Genomic DNA, 18,893 nt, shown 5'->3' on the forward strand with positions numbered 1-18,893 from the left:
GACATTACCCGCCGTTCAGGACTAGACCAGTCGGTTTACGACGCGTGCGCACCCGGTAGCCGACCGGAAAGCTCAGCCCGGTCACGGCCGCGATCGCCCTGCGGGCGACCGGCGCGGAGAACTCGATCCGCAGCACGGCTTCCAGGTGTTCGCGATCATCGAACCGCCACGTGGCAACGACGTCCGCGCTGTCGAACCCGGCGTCGGCGAAGAACCGCTCGATCCCGCCCGGGTCGTACTTGGGAAGATCGGCGCGCAACCACTCGCCGTACGGCGCACTGCGGCCGTCGAGGTCGACGATCGCCAGCACGCCGCCCGGCCGCAGCACCCGGTCGGCCTCAGCCAGACCGGGTTCGCAGCCGGGTCCGAAGAAGTACGCGGTCCTCGCGTGCACCAGGTCGACGCTCGCGTCGGGCAACGGAAGTCGTTGGGCCGCACCGACCATCACATCAACCGATGTCAGGTCCGCGACCCGTTGCCTGGCGCGCCGCACCAACGGCTGGTGCGGTTCGACGCCGACCACCCCGCGCGCGGTCGCGGCGAACCGCGGCAGGTGGAATCCGTCGCCGCAGCCGAGATCGAGCACGTCGAGGCCGGTCCAATCACACCGTTGCGCGAGGACCCGCCAGATCGCACCGTCCACGTCCTGAGCGTTGTTCTCGATCTCGTAGAGATCCGGCCAGTGCCAGATATTCGGGCTCGGCACAACGTCATCGGGACGAACGGCGGACAGCACCGCCTCCCGTGCGCGCGAAACGAGACCAGGAAGCCATGACCTTGACACCAAAACAGCAAACCACAAGGCGCAGTTGAGGCGTATGGTCCGGCGGTGGGCTTCTCATTCGGCCCTTTCCCCTCCGGAGGTCGCCATGCGATTCGGCACACCCTGTTGGATCGATCTCGCCACCACCGACCCGAAAGCCAGCAGGGACTTCTACGGCGGCCTCTTCGGCTGGCAATATCGGGCAAATCCGACAGGCGACTACCTCACCGCGCTCGCCGACGACGTACCGGCAGCCGGTCTCTACCGCGTTCCGGATGCGCCACAGACACCGGCGTGGACGCTGTACCTGGCAGTTTCCGACACCAGGACAACCGCTGACCGAATTGTCCGATTAGGCGGACAGGTTCGGATGCCACCCCAGGAATTCGACGGCCAGGGCAGCCTGATGGTGGCGAGCGATCCGACCGGAGCGACGATCGGATTCTGGCAGACCTCGGCGCCGTGGCCGTTCGCGACCGGCACCAAGGGCGAATTCGGCTGGGCCGAGCTGAACACGTGGGACGGCGACACCGCCGACAAGTTCTTCGTCGACCTGTTCGGCTACCAACTGGAACAGATCGGTGACGGAGAGGAGTTCGACTACACCACGTGGACACTGCCCGGCGACAGCGAACCGGTGGCGGGCCGGATGCGTTTCGGCGCGGACTTCCCGCACAGCACCCAGCCGCACTGGATGATCTACTTCGAAGTGGACCCGGCACTGGGCACGGACGAGGCGACCGTGTCGGCTGTCCGGCTGGGCGGCCGGCTGCTGTCCGAACCCGCCGACTCCCCGTTCGGGCGGCTGTCGGTGGTCGAGGATCCTTGCGGGGCGGCGTTCACGTTGATCGACACCTCGAACCGGAGCACGCCCCACCAGCCTTCGGAAGACGAACTCGGTGCGGCTTATGAGGATCCGTACGACGATTGATCTTCGCTTGCACGGATTGGGGGTGGGGCGCTCCCCGACTTCCGCGTCGGGATCGGCTCCTCCGCCCGGCTCGGCGCACCGCTCCCGGAGTCCGGTTCCCGGCGCGCCGCTCCAGCTAGCTCGGCACGAACAGGCGCAGCAGCAACCAGGACACGACCGCCGACGGCAGCAGCGAGTCCATCCTGTCCATCAGACCGCCGTGCCCCGGCAGCAGATTGCCCATGTCCTTGATGCCGAGGTCACGCTTGATCAGCGACTCCACCAGGTCGCCGAGCGTCGCCGTCAGCACGATCGCCGCGCCGAACAGCGCACCCTGCCACCACTGCGCGTCCAGCATCAGGCTCAGTGACAGCGCGCCACCGACCACCCCGGCGAGCATCGAACCCGAGAAGCCTTCCCACGACTTCTTCGGACTGATCGTCGGAGCCATCGGGTGCTTGCCGAACAGCACGCCCGCCGCGTAACCGCCTGTGTCGGAGGCGACCACCGCGATCAGGAAGCACAGCACGCGCGCGACGCCGTCCTCCGGTACCACGAGCATCGCCGCGAACGAGGCGAACATCGGTACGTACGCGGCGGTGAACACCGACGCGGAGATGTCACGCAGGTAGTTCTCGGTGCCTCCCCTGAAGCGCCACAGCAGGCACGCCAGGATCGTCACCACGAAGGCGGACACGACTCCGCTGCGTTCGAACGGCCACGCCAGCCACACCATGGCCTGGCCACCCACGAACACCGGCCAGAACGCGACCTGGATACCCGCGCTGCGCTTGAGCGCGGTCGACAACTCGTACGTCGCCACGGCAACCGCGGCCGCGACGACGCCGACGAAGATCTCTTTGACGGTCACCAGCGAAACGATGACCGCGGCGCCGAGCAGCAGCCCGACCCCGATGGCGGCGGGTAGGTTGCGACCGGCCCGGGACTTCTTCGGTGTTTCGTCCCCGGCCGGCTCGCCCGTCTCGGTGCCGGCAGTGCTGCCCATTCCCGTAGTCAACTAGACCTCGAGCAGTTCTGCCTCTTTGTGCTTGACCAGCTCGTCGACCTGTGCGACATAGCGGTCCGTGACGTTCTGCAGCTCCTTCTCGGCGCGTGCGACGTCGTCCTCACCGGCTTCACCGTCCTTGGCGATGCGGTGCAGCTCCTCGTTGGCCTTGCGGCGGATGTTGCGGATCGCCACCTTGGCGTCCTCGCCCTTGCCCTTGGCCTGCTTGACCATCTCGCGGCGCCGTTCCTCCGACAGCTGCGGGATGACGATGCGGATGATCTGGCCGTCGTTGCTCGGGTTCACCCCGAGGTCCGAGTCCCTGATCGCCTTCTCGATCGCGTTCAGCTGGCTGACGTCGTACGGCTTGACGACGGCCATCCGCGCCTCGGGGATGCTGATGCCAGCGAGCTGGTTCAACGGCGTGGGTGAACCGTAGTATTCGACGACGATGCGGGAGAACATGGTCGGGGTGGCGCGGCCGGTGCGCACCGCTGCCAGATCGTCCTTGGCGTGCGTCACCGCCTTTTCCATCTTCTCCTCGGCGTCGAGAAGTGTCTCGTCGATCACGGCTGCTCCTTGCTCGTGCCGTTCGTAGGACTGCGAATTACCAGCGATCCCGCCAGTACGGGCAAACCGCTTAAACCGGAACCGTACTCGCGGGGGTGCTCACCAGCGTGCCGATCCTCTCACCACGCACGGCGCGGGCGATGTTGCCCTCGGTCAGCAGGTTGAAAACCACGATCGGCATGTTGTTGTCCATGCAGAGGCTGAACGCGGTCGTGTCGGCCACCTGCAGGCCCCGCTCGAGGACCTCGCGGTGCGAGATGTGGTCGAACATGGTCGCGTCCGGGTTGGTCTTCGGGTCGGCCGTGTAGACCCCGTCGACGGCCTTGGCCATCAGCACGACCTCGCAGCCGATCTCCAGGGCGCGCTGCGCGGCCGTGGTGTCGGTGGAGAAGTACGGCATGCCGGTACCGCCACCGAAGATGACCACGCGGCCCTTCTCGAGGTGCCGGATCGCGCGGCGCGGGATGTACGCCTCGGCGACCTGGCTCATCGTGATCGCCGTCTGCACCCTCGTCTCGACGCCCTCCGCCTGCTCGAGGAAGTCCTGCAGGGCAAGGCAGTTCATCACGGTGCCGAGCATCGCCATGTAGTCGGCGCGCGCCCGGTCCATGCCCCGCTGCTGCAGTTCGGCGCCGCGGAAGAAGTTCCCACCGCCGATCACGATCGCGACCTGGGTGCCCGCCCTGACCACCTCGGCGATCTGCCGGGCCACTGTTTGCACGACATCGGGGTCGACGCCGACGGCACCACCGCCGAACATCTCACCACCGAGCTTCAGCAGCACTCTCCGGAACGGTTTGGCGGCTTCGGTCACATCTCCTCCTGCGGCGTTGCATGCGACGGGCGGGGCCGCGAGCGCCGGTTTCCGACGCGCCCGCGACCCCGCCCATGCTGTCATCGCTCGCCTGACCCGAAATTTCGGGTCAGGCCTGGCCGACCTCGAAGCGGGCGAAGCGGGTGACCGTCACGCCTGCCTCGTCGAGCAGGGCCTTGACGGTCTTCTTCGAGTCGGTGACCGACGGCTGGTCGAGCAGCACGACGTCCTTGAAGAAGCCGTTCACGCGACCCTCGACGATCTTGGGCAGCGCCGCATCCGGCTTGCCCTCCTCGCGCGCGGTCTCCTCGGCGATCCGGCGCTCGTTGGCGACCAGGTCCTCGGGCACCTCGTCACGGGTGACCCACTTGGCCTTCAGCGCGGCGACCTGCATCGCGGCACCGCGAGCGGCCTCCGCGTTGTCGCCCGTGTACTCGACGAGCACGCCGACGGCGGGCGGCAGGTCGGCGGAGCGCTTGTGCAGGTAGACGGCGACCGGGCCGTCGAGCACGACGACCTTGGCCAGCTCCAGCTTCTCGCCGATCTTGGCCGACAGGGCCTGCACGGCGTCGGCGACGCTCTGGCCGCCGAGGTCGGCGGTCTTGAGCACCTCGACGTCAGCCGGGTTGGTGGCCTTGGCGACCGCCAGGATGCTGTTGGCCAGCTCCTGGAACTCGGTGTTCTTCGCGACGAAGTCGGTCTCGCAGCGCAGCTCGACCATCACGCCGCCGTCCGCGACGACCAGTCCGTTCGCGGTGGCGCGCTCGGCGCGCTTGCCGACGTCCTTCGCACCCTTGATGCGCAGGAACTCGACGGCCTTGTCGAAGTCGCCGCCGGACTCCTCGAGGGCCTTCTTGCAGTCCATCATTCCGGCGCCGGTGAGCTTACGCAGCCGCGCGACGTCCGCGGCGGTGTAGTTCGCCATCGTGCGTGTTTCCGTCCTTGTTCGGTGTGGTGCCCGCTCCCCGTGTGCGGGGAACGGGCACCGTGTGCGGAGCTTCGTCAGGATTCGGTCTGGGCCGGGGCTTCACCGGCGTCGGCGGTCGCGCTGACCAGCAGGTCGCGCTCCCACTCGGGCAGCGGCTCGGCGGCCGCACCCGGCTCCGGCTTGTCCTCGCCCTCGGTGGCGGCGCCGTTGCGGCCGGACCGCGCGATCAGGCCCGCGGCGGCGGCCTCGGCGACGACGCGGGTCAGCAGCGCGGCGGACCGGATGGCGTCGTCGTTGCCCGGGATCGGGTAGTCGACCTCGTCCGGGTCGCAGTTCGTGTCCAGGATGGCCACGACCGGGATGTTGAGCTTGCGGGCCTCGCCGACGGCGATGTGCTCCTTCTTGGTGTCCACGATCCAGACGGCGCTCGGCACCTTGGACATGTCGCGGATACCGCCGAGGGTGCGCTCCAGCTTGTCCTTCTCACGGGTCAGCATCAGGATCTCCTTCTTGGTGAGACCCTGGAAGCCGCCGGTCTGCTCCATCGACTCCAGTTCCTTGAGCCGCTGGAGGCGCTTGTGCACGGTGGAGAAGTTGGTCAGCATGCCGCCGAGCCAACGCTGGTTCACGAAGGGCATGCCGACACGCAGCGCCTGCTCCGCGATCGCTTCCTGTGCCTGCTTCTTGGTGCCGACGAACAGGATCGAACCGCCGTGCGCGACCGTCTCCTTGACGAACTCGTACGCGCGGTCGATGTAGGTCAGCGTCTGCTGCAGGTCGATGATGTAGATGCCGTTGCGCTCGGTGAAGATGAAGCGCTTCATCTTCGGGTTCCAGCGGCGGGTCTGGTGCCCGAAGTGCACGCCGGAATCGAGCAACTGCCTCATGGTGACGACGGCCATGGCCGGATTCGCACCTCTTCTGTCGGGCATGCCGGTCTGTGGGAAGGCCGGCACACTAGTCGGTTCTCGCGGCACACCGGGTGGTCTGCCGCCCTGGTGGCAGTACCGGCGCCCGCACCCACTCGGTGGATACCGAGGTGGGACCGACGGGCATCGTCACCGGTCGGAGGACCGGTTAAGTACTGGCACGCGAAGTCGCCCCGCGAATACACGGGCCGCGTGAGCAGTGTACGCCGCCGAACCGACAAACCATTAACCGCTCTACCCCCTCGAAAGCGACTTGTCCACAGCCACCCACCTGTCCACAGCCTGACCAAGACCCCCTGGAGCCGAAAGCAAGATCAAGGAACCCTGGAACCATGAACCCATCCCCCCAGCTCAGCGCCCTCGTCATGACGTTGATGATCGCCGCGCCCGCAGCGGCGGCAGCCCCGCAGCGCCTGGGAAACCGGCCACATTTTTCCTGGCCGCTACCCAAGCCCCACGAGCTCGTCCGCCCCTTCATCCCACCGCTCACGCCCTACGGACCGGGCCACCGCGGGATCGACATCGCGGGCTGGACCGATCGCCCGGTCCTGGCGGCGGGCGACGGCCGCGTGATCCACGCGGGGCCAGTCGTCAACCGGCCACTGGTCTCCCTGGAACACCCAGGCGGCCTGCGGACAACCTACGAACCGGTCGCCCCATCGGTCACGCGTCACCAGCGTGTCCACCGCGGCGACGTCATCGGCCACCTCATGGCAGGCCACTGCCCCACAGCCTGCCTGCACTGGGGCGCCCACAGAGCCGGGACGTACGTCGATCCCCGACGCCTCCTGTCCAGCGGACAGGTCCGCCTCCTACCGTCACCACCGATCACGCTCAGCTAGCGCTGTGCCCGAACCTTGGTGCGCCTGGCCCGTCGGCGGATCCCCGGTCGTTTGTGGGCTGCGACGTGTCACCGCGTGCATGGTGTCACGTACCTCCGTGGCTGCTACTGGATCGGTGACGACACCCGGTCGGCGTCAACCATCAGCGCAAACGCATCGCGAGCACCCTGGCGGCGGCTACCGGCGTGAGCTGCCCTTCAACAACCCCAGGCTCGTCACGAGCCTCACGTAATGATGGAGCCGACCCCAGCAGCCCCATCAGGGTCCAGGCAGGCCAGACCGGCACCTGCTGGTGTGTTGGTCGCGGGTAAGCGGTGCTTCCCAGGTCCTAGGGGTGCGGGCGGGGAAAAGGGGGTGCCGATCCGGCGTGGAGGTAGCCCTCGTCGGCCGGGTGGGCAGACGCGCAGCGGCTCACAGCAGCGGGCAGCGCGTGCTGGCGGGCGGCCACCAGGTCGCGGGCCCAGCCGGATCCGGCTGGGCTGAACCGAATCGGAAGCCCATCGGTGGACACGCGCAGCCATGACGTCCGCTCCGGCACGTCGTCAAAGCAAGCCCCAACGACCATCGCTCTCATGTGGACAGTCAGGACTTGCTGCCGCCGACTCGCCGTCCGACGAAAACGACACCGTGGATCACGCCGTCCAGATCCGCGACGGCGGGCAGGCGTCACCCAGCCGTGGAGCCGAGCGAGAAACAGCCTGGAGGCTGGGTGCGGCGCGGGCGAAGGTAATGGTGAAGGTAGGCCACGAGACCCAAGGTGGCGTCGTTGCGCGCCTGCCGTTGAGAAAGGCTCCAGCGACAGGCCGTCGTTCCGGCAAAAGGAAGCAGTCACAGCATGACGACCATCAAGCCGCAGCGGACCGGATCACTGCCAGTGCAACGGAATCGCGACGGTCCCCACAGCCGGAACCGCAGACAGCCGCCTATCTCCAGCGCGCCTTCAACACCCAGATGTGGTGTGCCAGAACAGAAACGGGTGACTTGCCATGCGAAATGCCCACACCCGGCTGCAGCACGCACTCGAAGACTTCACCGCGTAGCCCGGAATGCGCCGAGGACACCGAACGCCGTGTGAACCCGGAGGCCCCGTCCTGCCACACACCTGTTCAGCCCTGACCCCTGCGGCGGCTCCGGCCAGCAGTTGAGACATCGTCCTCGCGTACGCCATCAGCAGGGCGAGCACCGCCGGCCTCGGCGCGGTCACGCGCAGCCCCGTCGAACGCAGCTGTTCACGCATCCGGGCCCGGTCCGGGGTGGTCGGTGTCGACATCGCTACCTACCCTCACCGCTCAATCTGGAATGAGTCCACCACAACTTGGTCGGGCTGATCTCCGGTCGTCCCAGCCGTGACAACGTCGGCTTGCTGATGCGAGCGACCAGCTGTGTTCCACCCGCAACTCGGCGAGCCGGGCGAAACATCGAGCGAAGGGGCTCCCACATTCGAGACGGCATCCCGAACATGGGACGGACAGTCAGGTGGTGCGGGCTCGGTAGCCGGCGATGACCTGGGTCAGAACTTGGCGGGCACGGTGAAGGCTGATGGAACCGCTGTGCCAGCGTTCACTGAGGCCTTCGACCAGGGCCGTGAGGTGTTCGGCCGCGAGGGCGGGATCCACGTCGGCGGCGACGCCGCCCACGGCTTTGGCCTGGCCGACCAGGTCCTCGATGTCGGTGTTCCATGCCCGGGTGGTCGTCTGCAGCGCCTTGCGTAAGTCGTGGTTGAACACGGCGCTGGCCCGGAGTTCGCCCCACGCGACGCTGTTCTCCCGGACTTCGTCGATGTCCTGGAGTTCGAGCAGCAGCATCTGCTCGAGTTCGGCGAGCGGGTCGCCGTTCGTGGCCTGCGCCGGTTCCGTGTAGTTCTCGGCACGCCGGTTGATGTGCTCCAGGGCGGCGTGCAGGATCCCTGACCGGTCCTTGAAGTGGTAGTAGATCAACGCGGTGGACACGCCTGCCGCCGCGGCGAGTTTCTCGATGCGCAGGCCGCGGACCCCGTCCTGGGCTATGACGCGGACAGCGGCTCGCAGTATCTGGGTTCGACGCTCGGACACGGCACCTCGCTCAGGCCGCGGGCTCTTGTTGGGTCGTGCAGTGGATTCCGCCGCCACCCGCGGCGATGGCGTCGATGTCGATCTGCACAACCTCCCGGTCGGGGAACAGTCGCGTCAACGTGGCCTTCGCCGCCGCGTCGGCTTTGGGGTCGCCGAACTCCGGGGCGATGACCGCGCCGTTGCCGACGTAGAAGTTCACATAGCCCGCCGCGAAGTCGTCGCCCGCCCCCTCGGCACGCAGCGTCGACGGGGCTTCGAGGGTCTCGACCTGGAGCCTGTGGCCGTGCACGTCCGTCGCGGCGCGCAGGATGTCCAGGTGATGGCGGGTGACCTCGTAGTCGAAGCCGTCGGGGTCGTTGTCCAGCCCCGCCACCACCACGCCCGGCCGCGCGAACCGGGCGTAGAAGTCCGTGGCCGTCGGTGATGTCGCGTCCCGCGATGCCGGGCAGCCAGATCACCTTCTTGATGCCGAGCAACTGCGCGAGCTTGTGCTCGACGTCGGCCTTCTTCCAGCCGGGTTGCGATTGGCGTTGAGCACGCACGACTCGGTGATGATCGCTGTGCCTTCGCCGTCGACCTCCAGGCCGCCGCCTTCGAGCACCAGATCGGTCCGGAGGCTCTCCGCTCCGGCACGACCGATCACGAACCGGGCGACCCCAGCGTCACGCCTGTGCTCCTGCTTGCCGCCCCAGCCGTCGAAGTTGAGGTCCACACCGGCCACGGCGCCGCCGCCGCGCACGAACACCGGACCGGTGTCGCGCATCCACAGGTCGTCCAGCTCAGCGGCGATCACCTCCACCTTCGGGCCGACCAGGCCACGCGCCACGTCGACCTCGCCCGGCCTGGCCAGCATCGCCACCGGTTCGTAGCGGGCGATGGTGGCGGCGATCGCGGCCAGATCCCGGCGCGCCCGGGGCAGCTGGCGCGCCCCGTAGATCTTCTCGCTCGCACCGAACGCCATCCAGGTCCGCTTGTGCGGCTGTCCTTCCTCGGGCATCAGCCACGACCGTTCCGCCTGAGCCGGGCTCACGGATGTTCCTCCCACCGGCGACTCCGCCGAATTGCCACAGGAAGCCCCCATCAGGACACCTACCGTCATCAGTCCGGCTCGCGGGAAACGCCGCCGGCGCATGAAGTCCTCCTCCGGACGACCGCCACCGTAAACCTGACTGAATTTTCAGTCAAACCGACGGATGTCAGCGGCAGCAGGCCTGTTTCGAAGGAGTCAGCCCTGGTCAGGCCGTTCGTCGCTCAGGCGTCGGACTGCTCGACCAGCTTGGCACGCAGCCGCAGCACCGCACGGGTGTGCAGCTGGCAGACGCGGGACTCGGTCACGCCGAGGACCTTGCCGATCTCCGCGAGCGTCAGGTTCTCGAAGTAGTACAGGGTGACCACGATCCGGTCGCGCTCGGCGAGCTGCTCGATCGCGCCGGCCAGCTGCCTGCGGTTGTCCAGGTCGACCAGGGTCGCCACCGGGTCTTCGGCGCCCTCGTCCGGCAGGGTCTCGGCGAGCGACGCCGTGCCGCGGCCCGCAGCGACGAGTTCGTCGAGCGCGACGACGCTGGTCAGCTGCAGTTGGGCGTACAGCTCGTGCAGGTCCTTCACGCTGATGTCGAGCTCGGTGGCGAGCTCCAGGTCTGTCGGCTGGCGCTGCAGCTTGGCGCCGAGGCGCTCCAGCGCACGTTCCACCTCACGCGCCCTGCCGCGCACCGAACGCGGGACCCAGTCCTGTTGACGCAGGTCGTCGAGGATCGCACCGCGGATGCGCTGCATCGCGTAGGTCTCGAACTTCAGGCCGCGCTCGGGCTCGAACTTCTCGATCGCGTCGACCAGCCCGAAGATGCCGGACTGGATCAGGTCGCCGACGTCGACGTGCGCGGGCAGGCCGGTGCCGACACGGCCCGCGACGTACTTGACCAGCGGCGCGTAGTGCAGCACGAGCCGGTCGCGCAGCGGCTGGTCACGTTCTTTGCCGTACTCGGTCCACAGCGCGACGATGCCGGCTTCGACGTCGTCGGCAGTGCGGTGGTCACCAGGCAGGACACCGTTGGGCTGGCCGATGCCGTACGGAGTCTTGGCGCGTCCGTTGCTACCCGGCTTCGCGGGCTCGGATTCGGGCTCGGGTACGGCCACAGTGCGAGAACCTCTCCCTGTGTTGTCCGATCTCGTTGGATCGGGGGTGACCTGATCCAGCCTGGAGCCGCGCGCCATGCCGTCCAGCTTAGGAGCTTTCCGTGCCCATCTCGCCCCCTAGTGCGCTCAAATTGTCACGGCGAGTCGCGCAGTCCCGATATCCGGCACACCTGAACCGCTACGACCTGGGATGAGCCTGATCGTGTACGGCACGCAACCGTTCGACAGTCACGTGTGTATACAACTGTGTCGTCGCCAAGGTGGCGTGCCCTAGCAGTTCCTGCACACTGCGGAGATCCGCCCCGCCTTCGAGCAGATGGGTCGCCGCAGTGTGACGCAGCCCGTGCGGGCCCAGGTCGGGGGCCCCGGGAACAGCTTTGAGGGCGTCGTGCACGATCCGCCGCACGCTGCTCGGTTGCAGCCGTCCACCGCGGACACCGATCAGCAGGGCGGGCGGTGAATGAGCGGAGGCAAGCTCCGGACGCCCTTCCGCCAGCCAGTCCTGCACCGCGCGTTGTGCGGGCGCCCCGAAGGGGACGGTTCTTTCCTTGTCGCCCTTGCCGATCACACGCACCACACGCAGGTCCATGTCCACGTCGCCGACGTCGAGACCACACAGCTCGGAAACCCGGATCCCGGTGGCGTACAACAGCTCGACGATCACGTGATCCCGCATCGCGACGGCATTCCGTTCGGCCGCGCCGGATTGCGAAGCCCGCATCAGGTCGTCGGCCTGGTCCTGGCGCAACACCGACGGAAGGGCGCGGTGCGGGCGCGGTGCGACGAGCCGCGCGCCCGGGTCCGACTCCAGATGGCCCCGTCGGTGTGCCCACGCCGAGAACGTCCGGGCAGCGGCCGAACGCCGTGCCAGCGTCGTCCGGCCGGTGCCGGCCGAGCGCTGCGCCGCCAGCCACGCACGGATACCCGCCAGATCGAGATCTCCTTGCGCGGGAGGCGTTCCGGAGCCGATGACGTCGAGCCCGCGGACGTATCCGAGCAGGGAGACCACATCGCCCACGTACGCGCGGACGGTGTGCGGGGACAGTCCGCGCTCGGCTCTGAGATGGCGTTCGTAGGCGTCCACCGTCAACTGATCGGGCGGCGGCAGTTCCGTTCGAACCTTCAGCAGGTCGACCCGGCGGCGGGCAGTCGACGACACAGCGTTCAAGCTGCGCGACAGCCGCGGCCAGGTCAAGTACCCGCTGGTCCCGGCGTGTTGGTTCACCCACAGGACCCCCACTGGCCCCAGTCGTGCCGGATTGGGCCGATCGCGCGGAGAAATAGCCCGAAAGGAGCAGCCCTTTGCCCGTTACGTCCCTCTTGATCGTCCCGATCCTGCTTAGGCCTGAGGGCGAGAGGAGGAGGGGGAGGTATGACAAGTCCACAAGACGCCGGTCTGACCGGCCGTTATCTGGTTCTGCTCGAAGACGACGCGGTCGCCGCGGGTGCGCGGGCGATGTCGCGGGTCGCGGGTCTGCGGATGGCCAGTACCGCCGACTTCGCGGGTGCGGCCGCGCCGTCGGTGTTCGGTGAGGCGGACGGCCTGATCCTGCACGAGCTCGGTGTCGCCGTGGTGACGGCGGCCGAGGACCAGGCCAGCAGGCTCACGGTCGCCGCCGCCGAGTCAGGTCCGATCTCGATCGTCGAGGCCGAACGGGTCGTGCACGCCATCACGGCGGAGGCTCCGGCCGAGCCGGTCGCGACGGCGGACGAGAGCGCGTTCACCTGGGGCCTGCAAGCGGTCCGTGCGTCGACGTGTGCCGTTGACGCGACAGGTGTGCGTGTCGCTGTGCTCGACACCGGCTTCGACGTCAAGCACCCGGACTTCACCGGGCGCAACGTCACCACCAATTCGTTCATCGAAGGCGAGGACGTGCAGGACGGCCACGGTCACGGCACGCACTGCATCGGCACGGCGTGCGGTCCGCGCAAGCCGTCCGCCGGTCCTGGCTACGGCGTCGCGTACAACGCGGACATCTACGCGGGCAAGGTGCTGAGCAACCGCGGTTCGGGTTCCGACGGCGGCATCCTGGCCGGGATCTCGTGGGCGATCGCCAACGGGTGCTCGGTGGTATCGATGTCCCTCGGCGCGGCAACCCAGCCGGGAACACCGTTTTCGGCGGTGTTCGAGCAGGCGGCCAGGCGCGCCATGGACCTCGGCACGTTGATCATCGCCGCGGCGGGCAACGAAAGCTCACGCGCGTCGGGTCACATCGCGTGCGTCGGTCACCCGGCCAACTGCCCGTCGATCATGGCGGTCGGTGCGGTGAACGAAGCCGGAGCGGTCGCGGACTTCTCCTGCGGCACGGTGGACGCCATCGGCCAGGTGGATGTCGTCGCGCCCGGCGAGAACGTCTACTCCAGTTGGCCTGCCGCGGAGCACAAGCGCCTGCGCGGCACCAGCATGGCGACACCGCACGTCGCAGGCATCGCGGCGCTCATCGCAGCCCAGTACAAAGCCAAGTCCTGGGAACTGTGGGCGCGTCTGGTGCAGAGCTCGACCCGCGTCAAGCTCCCGTCCACGGACGTCGGCGCGGGGCTTGTGCAAGCTCCATGAGTTAGCGTCAGCCTCCTACTCCAAGGAGGCTGACGTGCCCAAGATCATGGTCTCCATCGCGGACGGCAGCATGGCCGACGTGCCCGGGATCGTCGAAGACCTGCGCAGGGCAGGCCTGGCGGTCGATGACGTCTTCGAAGCGCTCGGCACGGTCACCGGCGCGATCGCCACCGACGCGGTCGGCGCCCTGATGGCCGTGCCCGGCGTCAAGGCGATCAAATGGCAACGCGACGACCACCGACCAGTCGACTAGCGGCTCCCATGCCGATCTGCGGAGCACGGTGGTCAGGTGCCACACTGGGAAAATGATCCCTCGCGTCGTGGTCATCGCATTCGCCCTGATCCTCAGCGCCTGCTCCACTCCAGCTCCCGCACCGACCGCCCAGGGGAAGGCGCCTGTGCCGCAGGCGGCGTCCGCCATCGCGGCGGGCTGGGAGCGTGCGGCCGCCGCGCCCGTGAAACTCGGCGAGGTCGGCGCGGCGGTCTTCAAAGGCAAGATCTGGACGGCCGGTGGTTTCACCGCCGACCAGCAGCCCACCACCAAGGTCCTGGTCTTCGACCCGGTGAACAACTACTGGCGGTCGGGGCCCGACGCGCCCGAAGCTGTGCACCACCCGGCGATGGTCGCCGCAGGCGACAAGCTCTACCTGATCGGCGGCTACGTGGTGCCCCACGACGCCACCGCGCACGTCTGGGTCCTCGACCCGTCAGGCCAGTCCTGGGTAGCCGGTCCGCCTCTGCCGGAGAAGAGGGCGGCGGGCGCAGCGGCGTGGGACGGCAAGCGCGTCGTGTTCGGCGGCGGCACCTTCGTGGAAGGCCAGCCCCGCGGTGACGTGTTCGCACTGGAGAACGACACCTGGCGCAGGCTGGGCGCGTTCTCGAAAGCCCGCGAACACCTCGGCGCCGCAACGGACGGAAACGGGACCGTCTGGTTCCTCGCAGGCCGCAACACCTCAGGCCCGCAAGCAGACAACGACATCGTGAAGGGCGACACGGTCAGCCCGACGACACCGATGCCCATCGCCCGCGGCGGCGTGGCCGGGTTCTACGCGGGAGAAGCCCGAGGCGGCTGCAGTGCCGGCGGAGAAGACGTGCAGGGCACGTACGGCGAAGTGCAGTGCGTGAACGCGAACGGAGAGGTGAGCAACCTCCCGAACCTCGGCATCCCGCGGCACGGCATCGGCGCAGTAGTGGTCGACAACACCGCCTACGTGCTGCTGGGTGGCTCGAAACCAAACCTGGTCGCGATGACGGACGTGGTCGAGAAACTCCCCCTCTCGTAGTACGCATGATCAGTCGACACGCGGCCTGAGCCCGGACAAGTACTCCACTTCTCCGAAGACCCGACGATAACCCGGTTGTGCCATACGTACGCCGACTGCCCACCAGCAGTCGACGTACGTGTGGGCAGTGGGCCATGGCCGGGTGCGTACCGTGTTTTTTACGCGTATCGCTTGCCAGCAACGCATTTCGTCCGTTTGGTACTCCGGAGCCGCACGCGTCTCCACCGAGGCTGTGGGCCCTCGGGGCCACCTGAGACGCGTCGGCGACCTCTGCGCGTACACGCGGAAGCCTCGGCTTCAGCGGCATCCGCTTCCGCGACGCGACACCACGACAAACCCTTGCCAGGGAACGAGACGCTGACGCGTATCGGCGGGTCACCAGCGCAAGCACCGGTCGGTGAGCGAGTTGATGACCGGACTTGGCTTGTTCTAGGAAGCTGAGCCTGTCGCTCAACACCGTCAAGCGCTACGCCCGAGTGCCCTCACCGCAACGGCTACGCCGCCCTCCACCGAAACGCGCGCACCTTGAACAAGCAGTGCGCGATTTCGTGCGCCCCATGACCGACCGACGCGGCACCGAACTGGATCAGACAGTCCACAGCATCGAATTCATCGAGTTGGCACCGTTCTCGCAGGCTCGAGCAAGATTACGACGCGGTCGTCGCCGCGCTGGCCCTGCCCCTACAGCAGTTGGCGTCCTCGAGCAGCTCAGCACACACCCAGGTGCTCCATAGGTGCCGTTCGGCTCGGCATCTGGCGTGTCCCCATTCCGGCAATACGCGCTACGACACCAGTGTGATCAACCACGCGGTGGTCCCAACTCGTCAATGACGTCGTCGAGGCGCTGGCTGCGGTCTGCGGTTCGAGGTCGATTTCGTGCAGATGCCGGTGCAGTCGGTTGATCAACTCAGTGCGTTGGACCACCAGGTCGTGTCGATAGTCCGTCAGCAGCTTCACCTCGAAAGTGGGTCCGTCCAAGTGGGCCACGGCCAACTTCGGTTCGCGTAGAGCCGCGCGAGCGTCAATCGGGTCGGACTTACCTGGCTTACATCCACCTCGGCGAGAGGCCACCATCAGCTGTGTCGGCACTCGCACCACCGTGCAGCCTGCCGTGAGCAGTCACGTTCCAGGCGACGTGTGACATGTCGGCAGTCCTCCTACGGCGAATCACACGTCCGGCCGCCGGTCGGCCTATTCACGATCTTCGGCTGGTCGTCGCTGGTGGTGCCGAACGTCCGTTCGGCCAGTTCCGGCCTACCTCGTCAACAGCCGCCATACCCTGTGGGTCACCGGCGATCCTGCACATCGGGACAGGCCACCAGCTCAACACTGGGCAGCGATGAACGAGCGAGCCCTGCCGAGAACCACGATCATGACATTGAGACGAAGAACGCCGAAGCCCGTCGCAGGATCTCGATGTCGTCCCGTAGCCAGTGGTTCTCGGCCCGCATCGTCACCAACTCGGCACCTTGAACTTCCGCCTCGGCCGCCGCTTCGTCTTACCCCTAGGCTCTACCGTGAACACCCTTTCTAGTAACTCGGTAGCCCTGAGCCCGGATGATGTTGCACCGGTTTCACGGACTCGTCGGTGCGGAGATCGGGCTCGGCGCGTGGGCAGTGGTTTCGAACTCTGCCGGGCTCGTCCAGTCCAGCGCGGAGTGCCTGCGGCGGTGGTTGCAGAACCCTTCTATGTATCGAATGTCGCGTTCGTGAGCCTGAGTCGGGTCCGTCGGCGTTGCTGGTCGAGTAGTTCGGTTTGCTGCGGCCCAGAACGCTTCGGCCATGGTGTTGTCGTAGGGGTTCCGACCGTGTCCAGTGAGGGCAGCAGCCTGGGCCTGGGGGTGCGTTCGGTGCTCCATGAGGTGAACTGGGTGCCGTGGTCCAAGTGGGCGATCTCGTCCGGGACCTGGCCGGTGGTGCTGCGGGAATCATTGCCATCCCGAGCACGGCGGTGGCCAGATCGGCTCGCTGCCGAGCACGGCGGTGGCCAGATCCACGCTGCCGAGAGTCGGTGACCCGGCCGACCATCCGGCGGGAGAAGCCGTCGAACACCACGCAGCAGTCAGAGCTTGCCCTCGCGGGTGGGACCTTCGGTGATGTCGGTGACCCGTAGTTGGCTGGGGCCGTCACGACGGGACTGGCGTTTGACCAGATCGGTCACAGTCACCGCCGGGTGTCCGCTTATCCTTGTGTCGCAGAGTAAACCAGCCGGACCAGCGCGGTGCATCAATGACGCCACCGACTTGTGCGACACCACCATGCCTGACCATGGACCGACTCCGCGCGTAACCACGTCGCCTCATAGGTGTGGCGCGAGGCCTCGCTCACCGCGGCGATCTGATCGGCAGCCACGCCTGCCGAAAGACACGCCGCGAGGGCGGGCGCCCCCGTGCCTCCTAGAACCCAGTCGGGACACACCGAGCGACAGCGGGCTTGCTTGACCGGGACGCCTCAGCGGCCCACCCGGCCACGGGAGCGAAGCGGACTTTGGGGGCAGCACCTGCTCCACCGTCGCCGCTTTGCACAGGATCTTGACCTCGTTTCAGTCCAGCGATCCGCGTCTGAGCCGCTGCCAAAGCCGCGGAGTCAATCGCTTCCGGTTTCGGCGAGACCTGGATCCCATCGATCTGATCCTGCCGCCTCCAGCGATAGAGACAGGACTGCGCGATGCCCAGTCACGCGGCCACGTCCAGCACCGACCGCCCGGCATCGACCTGGTCCAGGACAGGTCACCGGAACTCCGGCGGATAAGGCTTCAGCACGACCAACGATCACGGATCTAGCTCAGTCGTGGTGGTGTGCAACTATGACATCTCCTTGTTCGGGCTACGTGCCTACGCCCAGGTCGCGGTCGCTGCCTGCTTGGGTTCGGTACCTTGATCGACGGGCTGATCGTGCTGCTGGGGTCGGGTGTGTCGCTGAGGTTGCTGGTGGCGTGCGGCGAGTGGTTGCTTTGGCGGGTTTCAGGTTGGGGTTGGGGGTGTTCTTCGCCAGCCGGATTCGCAGCGGTTGGCGAGGCCGGTCAGTTCGAGGGCGGGTAGTACTGCGCGGACTTTGGAGAGTGGGACGCCGGAGACCTCGGCGATGCGTTCGGCGGGGTGGGCCTCCCGGGGTTCGAGGGCTTCATGGATGCGGAGGGCTTCACTATCCAAGCCGTCGGTGGGGCGGGGGGTGGTTTCTGGTTTCGGTGCCAGGTCTTCGCCGAAGAGACCCACGGATTCGATGACTTCGGCGACGGAACCCACTGAGGTGGCGAGGCCTTCTCTGAGCAGGTCGTGGCAGCCCATCGACATCGCGGAAGTCACTGGGCCTGGGACGACCATCAGTACTCGGCCCAGGGCTGCGGCGGAGGCTGCGGTGTTGCGTGCGCCGCTGCGTTGGCCTGCCTCGACGACGACTGTTCCTGAGCCCAGGGCGGCGATGATTCTGTTGCGTACGAGGAAGCGGTGTCTGGCTGGGGTTGTGCCTGGTGAGTACTCGGTGATGACGAGGCCTTGGGCGGCGATTCGGTCGATCAAGGCGGTGTGACCAGCCGGATAGGCACGGTCGATGCCACACGCGAGCACCGCGACTGTGCTGCCGGTGGCGTTCAGGGCTCCCTTGTGCGCGGCGCCATCGATGCCATAGGCCGCGCCAGAGACAACCGTCATCCCTCGGCTGGCGAGGCCATAGCCCATCTCGGTCGCGACGTGCTCGCCATAGGACGTCGCTGCTCTTGCCCCGACTATGGACACCGCGCGCTGCAACGCTTCCGCCAGTGGAGCGGTGCCGCGCACCCAGAGGCCTAGCGGCGGGCTTGCCCACTTCAGGCCGCGAGCCGCAGCGTTCGTCAACGGCAGCAAGGGCCACGCTGGCCAATCTTCATCCTCGGGCGTCACCAATCGCGCCCCGGCACGTTTGGCGACAGCGAGATCCTCGGCCGCCGTGTCGATATGTCGTCTCGCCGAGGTCTCCGCTTCGACGGATTCCGGTACGTCGCCAACACGCACCGCTGCCGCAGCGGCAACAACGCCATGCGCAACGACAAATCGTCGCAACGCGGGCGCGGGTGGCTCGGCCACCTTGATCAGGTACGCGCAAGCCAATCGTTGTTCTTGTGTCACCATG

At 67.4% G+C, this 18,893-nt stretch carries 16 protein-coding genes and 1 pseudogene; 5 read left to right on the forward strand and 12 right to left on the reverse strand.

Annotated elements, in window-relative coordinates:
* Window positions 1-4: 4 nt before the first annotated feature.
* Window positions 5-706: a class I SAM-dependent methyltransferase gene (locus AOZ06_RS44620; protein WP_236951940.1), complete on the reverse strand. Its 702-nt coding sequence runs from the start codon at window positions 704-706 to the stop codon at window positions 5-7.
* A 163-nt stretch (window positions 707-869) separates the two neighbouring features.
* Here AOZ06_RS44620 and AOZ06_RS44625 point away from each other — a divergent pair, with 163 nt between their 5' ends.
* On the forward strand, window positions 870-1,694 hold the full coding sequence (locus AOZ06_RS44625) for a VOC family protein (RefSeq protein ID WP_054294900.1): 825 nt from the start codon (window positions 870-872) through the stop codon (window positions 1,692-1,694).
* Between the two features lie 115 nt (window positions 1,695-1,809).
* Here the strand turns inward: AOZ06_RS44625 and AOZ06_RS44630 are convergent, their stop codons facing one another.
* From AOZ06_RS44630 to rpsB, 5 genes are all read right to left on the reverse strand, one after another.
* A complete protein-coding gene (locus tag AOZ06_RS44630; RefSeq protein WP_054294901.1) occupies window positions 1,810-2,679 on the reverse strand; it encodes a phosphatidate cytidylyltransferase in 870 nt (289 codons plus the stop codon).
* 12 nt (window positions 2,680-2,691) lie between these two features.
* Entirely contained in the window at window positions 2,692-3,249 is a 558-nt protein-coding gene (gene frr / locus AOZ06_RS44635; RefSeq protein ID WP_054294902.1) for a ribosome recycling factor, read from the reverse strand.
* A 70-nt stretch (window positions 3,250-3,319) separates the two neighbouring features.
* Entirely contained in the window at window positions 3,320-4,063 is a 744-nt protein-coding gene (gene pyrH / locus AOZ06_RS44640) for a UMP kinase (RefSeq protein ID WP_054294903.1), read from the reverse strand.
* Window positions 4,064-4,172: 109 nt separating this feature from the next.
* The gene (tsf, locus tag AOZ06_RS44645) at window positions 4,173-4,988 is read right to left on the reverse strand and encodes a translation elongation factor Ts (protein ID WP_054294904.1); all 816 of its coding nucleotides are present in this window, start codon (window positions 4,986-4,988) and stop codon (window positions 4,173-4,175) included.
* A gap of 77 nt (window positions 4,989-5,065) precedes the next feature.
* Window positions 5,066-5,893: a 30S ribosomal protein S2 gene (gene rpsB / locus AOZ06_RS44650; protein ID WP_054294905.1), complete on the reverse strand. Its 828-nt coding sequence runs from the start codon at window positions 5,891-5,893 to the stop codon at window positions 5,066-5,068.
* A gap of 359 nt (window positions 5,894-6,252) precedes the next feature.
* On the opposite strand from rpsB, the gene AOZ06_RS55435 reads away from it, so the two are divergent.
* The gene (locus tag AOZ06_RS55435; protein WP_083472346.1) at window positions 6,253-6,762 is read left to right on the forward strand and encodes a M23 family metallopeptidase; all 510 of its coding nucleotides are present in this window, start codon (window positions 6,253-6,255) and stop codon (window positions 6,760-6,762) included.
* A gap of 1,472 nt (window positions 6,763-8,234) precedes the next feature.
* Here the strand turns inward: AOZ06_RS55435 and AOZ06_RS44660 are convergent.
* From AOZ06_RS44660 to AOZ06_RS44675, 4 genes and pseudogenes are all read right to left on the reverse strand, one after another.
* Window positions 8,235-8,813: a TetR/AcrR family transcriptional regulator gene (locus tag AOZ06_RS44660; protein WP_054294907.1), complete on the reverse strand. Its 579-nt coding sequence runs from the start codon at window positions 8,811-8,813 to the stop codon at window positions 8,235-8,237.
* Between the two features lie 10 nt (window positions 8,814-8,823).
* Window positions 8,824-9,945 (reverse strand): annotated as a pseudogene (locus AOZ06_RS62400) (agmatine deiminase family protein).
* 119 nt (window positions 9,946-10,064) lie between these two features.
* Window positions 10,065-10,946, reverse strand: a complete 882-nt coding sequence (locus tag AOZ06_RS44670) for a FliA/WhiG family RNA polymerase sigma factor (protein WP_417999918.1) — start codon at window positions 10,944-10,946, stop codon at window positions 10,065-10,067.
* A gap of 178 nt (window positions 10,947-11,124) precedes the next feature.
* Window positions 11,125-12,105 (reverse strand): tyrosine recombinase XerC, encoded by a 981-nt coding sequence (locus tag AOZ06_RS44675; RefSeq protein WP_417999919.1) that lies wholly within the window; start codon window positions 12,103-12,105, stop codon window positions 11,125-11,127.
* A gap of 213 nt (window positions 12,106-12,318) precedes the next feature.
* Between AOZ06_RS44675 and AOZ06_RS44680 the strand changes: the two genes are divergently transcribed.
* From AOZ06_RS44680 to AOZ06_RS44690, 3 genes are read left to right on the forward strand one after another with little or no spacing between them, the layout of a single operon-like run.
* Window positions 12,319-13,503, forward strand: coding sequence for a S8 family serine peptidase (locus tag AOZ06_RS44680; protein ID WP_054294908.1), 1,185 nt, complete (start codon window positions 12,319-12,321; stop codon window positions 13,501-13,503).
* Window positions 13,504-13,537: 34 nt separating this feature from the next.
* Window positions 13,538-13,756: a hypothetical protein gene (locus AOZ06_RS44685; protein WP_054294909.1), complete on the forward strand. Its 219-nt coding sequence runs from the start codon at window positions 13,538-13,540 to the stop codon at window positions 13,754-13,756.
* A 52-nt stretch (window positions 13,757-13,808) separates the two neighbouring features.
* Window positions 13,809-14,786: a Kelch repeat-containing protein gene (locus AOZ06_RS44690; RefSeq protein ID WP_083472348.1), complete on the forward strand. Its 978-nt coding sequence runs from the start codon at window positions 13,809-13,811 to the stop codon at window positions 14,784-14,786.
* A 708-nt stretch (window positions 14,787-15,494) separates the two neighbouring features.
* Here AOZ06_RS44690 and AOZ06_RS44695 read toward each other — a convergent pair.
* On the reverse strand, window positions 15,495-15,905 hold the full coding sequence (locus tag AOZ06_RS44695; protein WP_225953949.1) for an IS110 family transposase: 411 nt from the start codon (window positions 15,903-15,905) through the stop codon (window positions 15,495-15,497).
* Window positions 15,906-17,749: 1,844 nt separating this feature from the next.
* Window positions 17,750-18,892 carry a DNA-processing protein DprA gene (dprA, locus tag AOZ06_RS44700; protein ID WP_054294912.1) on the reverse strand — a complete coding sequence of 381 codons (1,143 nt, stop codon included), beginning with the start codon at window positions 18,890-18,892 and terminating at the stop codon, window positions 17,750-17,752.
* Window position 18,893: the final 1 nt, after the last annotated feature.

This window comes from Kibdelosporangium phytohabitans, from assembly GCF_001302585.1.
Taxonomy (GTDB): Bacteria; Actinomycetota; Actinomycetes; order Mycobacteriales; family Pseudonocardiaceae; genus Kibdelosporangium; species Kibdelosporangium phytohabitans.

Excerpts from the sequence above, each read along its gene's own strand:
- tsf (WP_054294904.1), bottom strand. The coding sequence starts at position 4,988 with ATGGCGAACTACACCGCCGCGGACGTCGCGCGGCTGCGTAAGCTCACC.
- AOZ06_RS44690 (WP_083472348.1), top strand. The coding sequence starts at position 13,809 with ATGATCCCTCGCGTCGTGGTCATCGCATTCGCCCTGATCCTCAGCGCC.
- AOZ06_RS55435 (WP_083472346.1), top strand. The coding sequence starts at position 6,253 with ATGAACCCATCCCCCCAGCTCAGCGCCCTCGTCATGACGTTGATGATC.
- AOZ06_RS44680 (WP_054294908.1), top strand. The coding sequence starts at position 12,319 with ATGACAAGTCCACAAGACGCCGGTCTGACCGGCCGTTATCTGGTTCTG.
- rpsB (WP_054294905.1), bottom strand. The coding sequence starts at position 5,893 with ATGGCCGTCGTCACCATGAGGCAGTTGCTCGATTCCGGCGTGCACTTC.
- AOZ06_RS44625 (WP_054294900.1), top strand. The coding sequence starts at position 870 with ATGCGATTCGGCACACCCTGTTGGATCGATCTCGCCACCACCGACCCG.
- AOZ06_RS44630 (WP_054294901.1), bottom strand. The coding sequence starts at position 2,679 with ATGGGCAGCACTGCCGGCACCGAGACGGGCGAGCCGGCCGGGGACGAA.
- dprA (WP_054294912.1), bottom strand. The coding sequence starts at position 18,892 with ATGGTGACACAAGAACAACGATTGGCTTGCGCGTACCTGATCAAGGTG.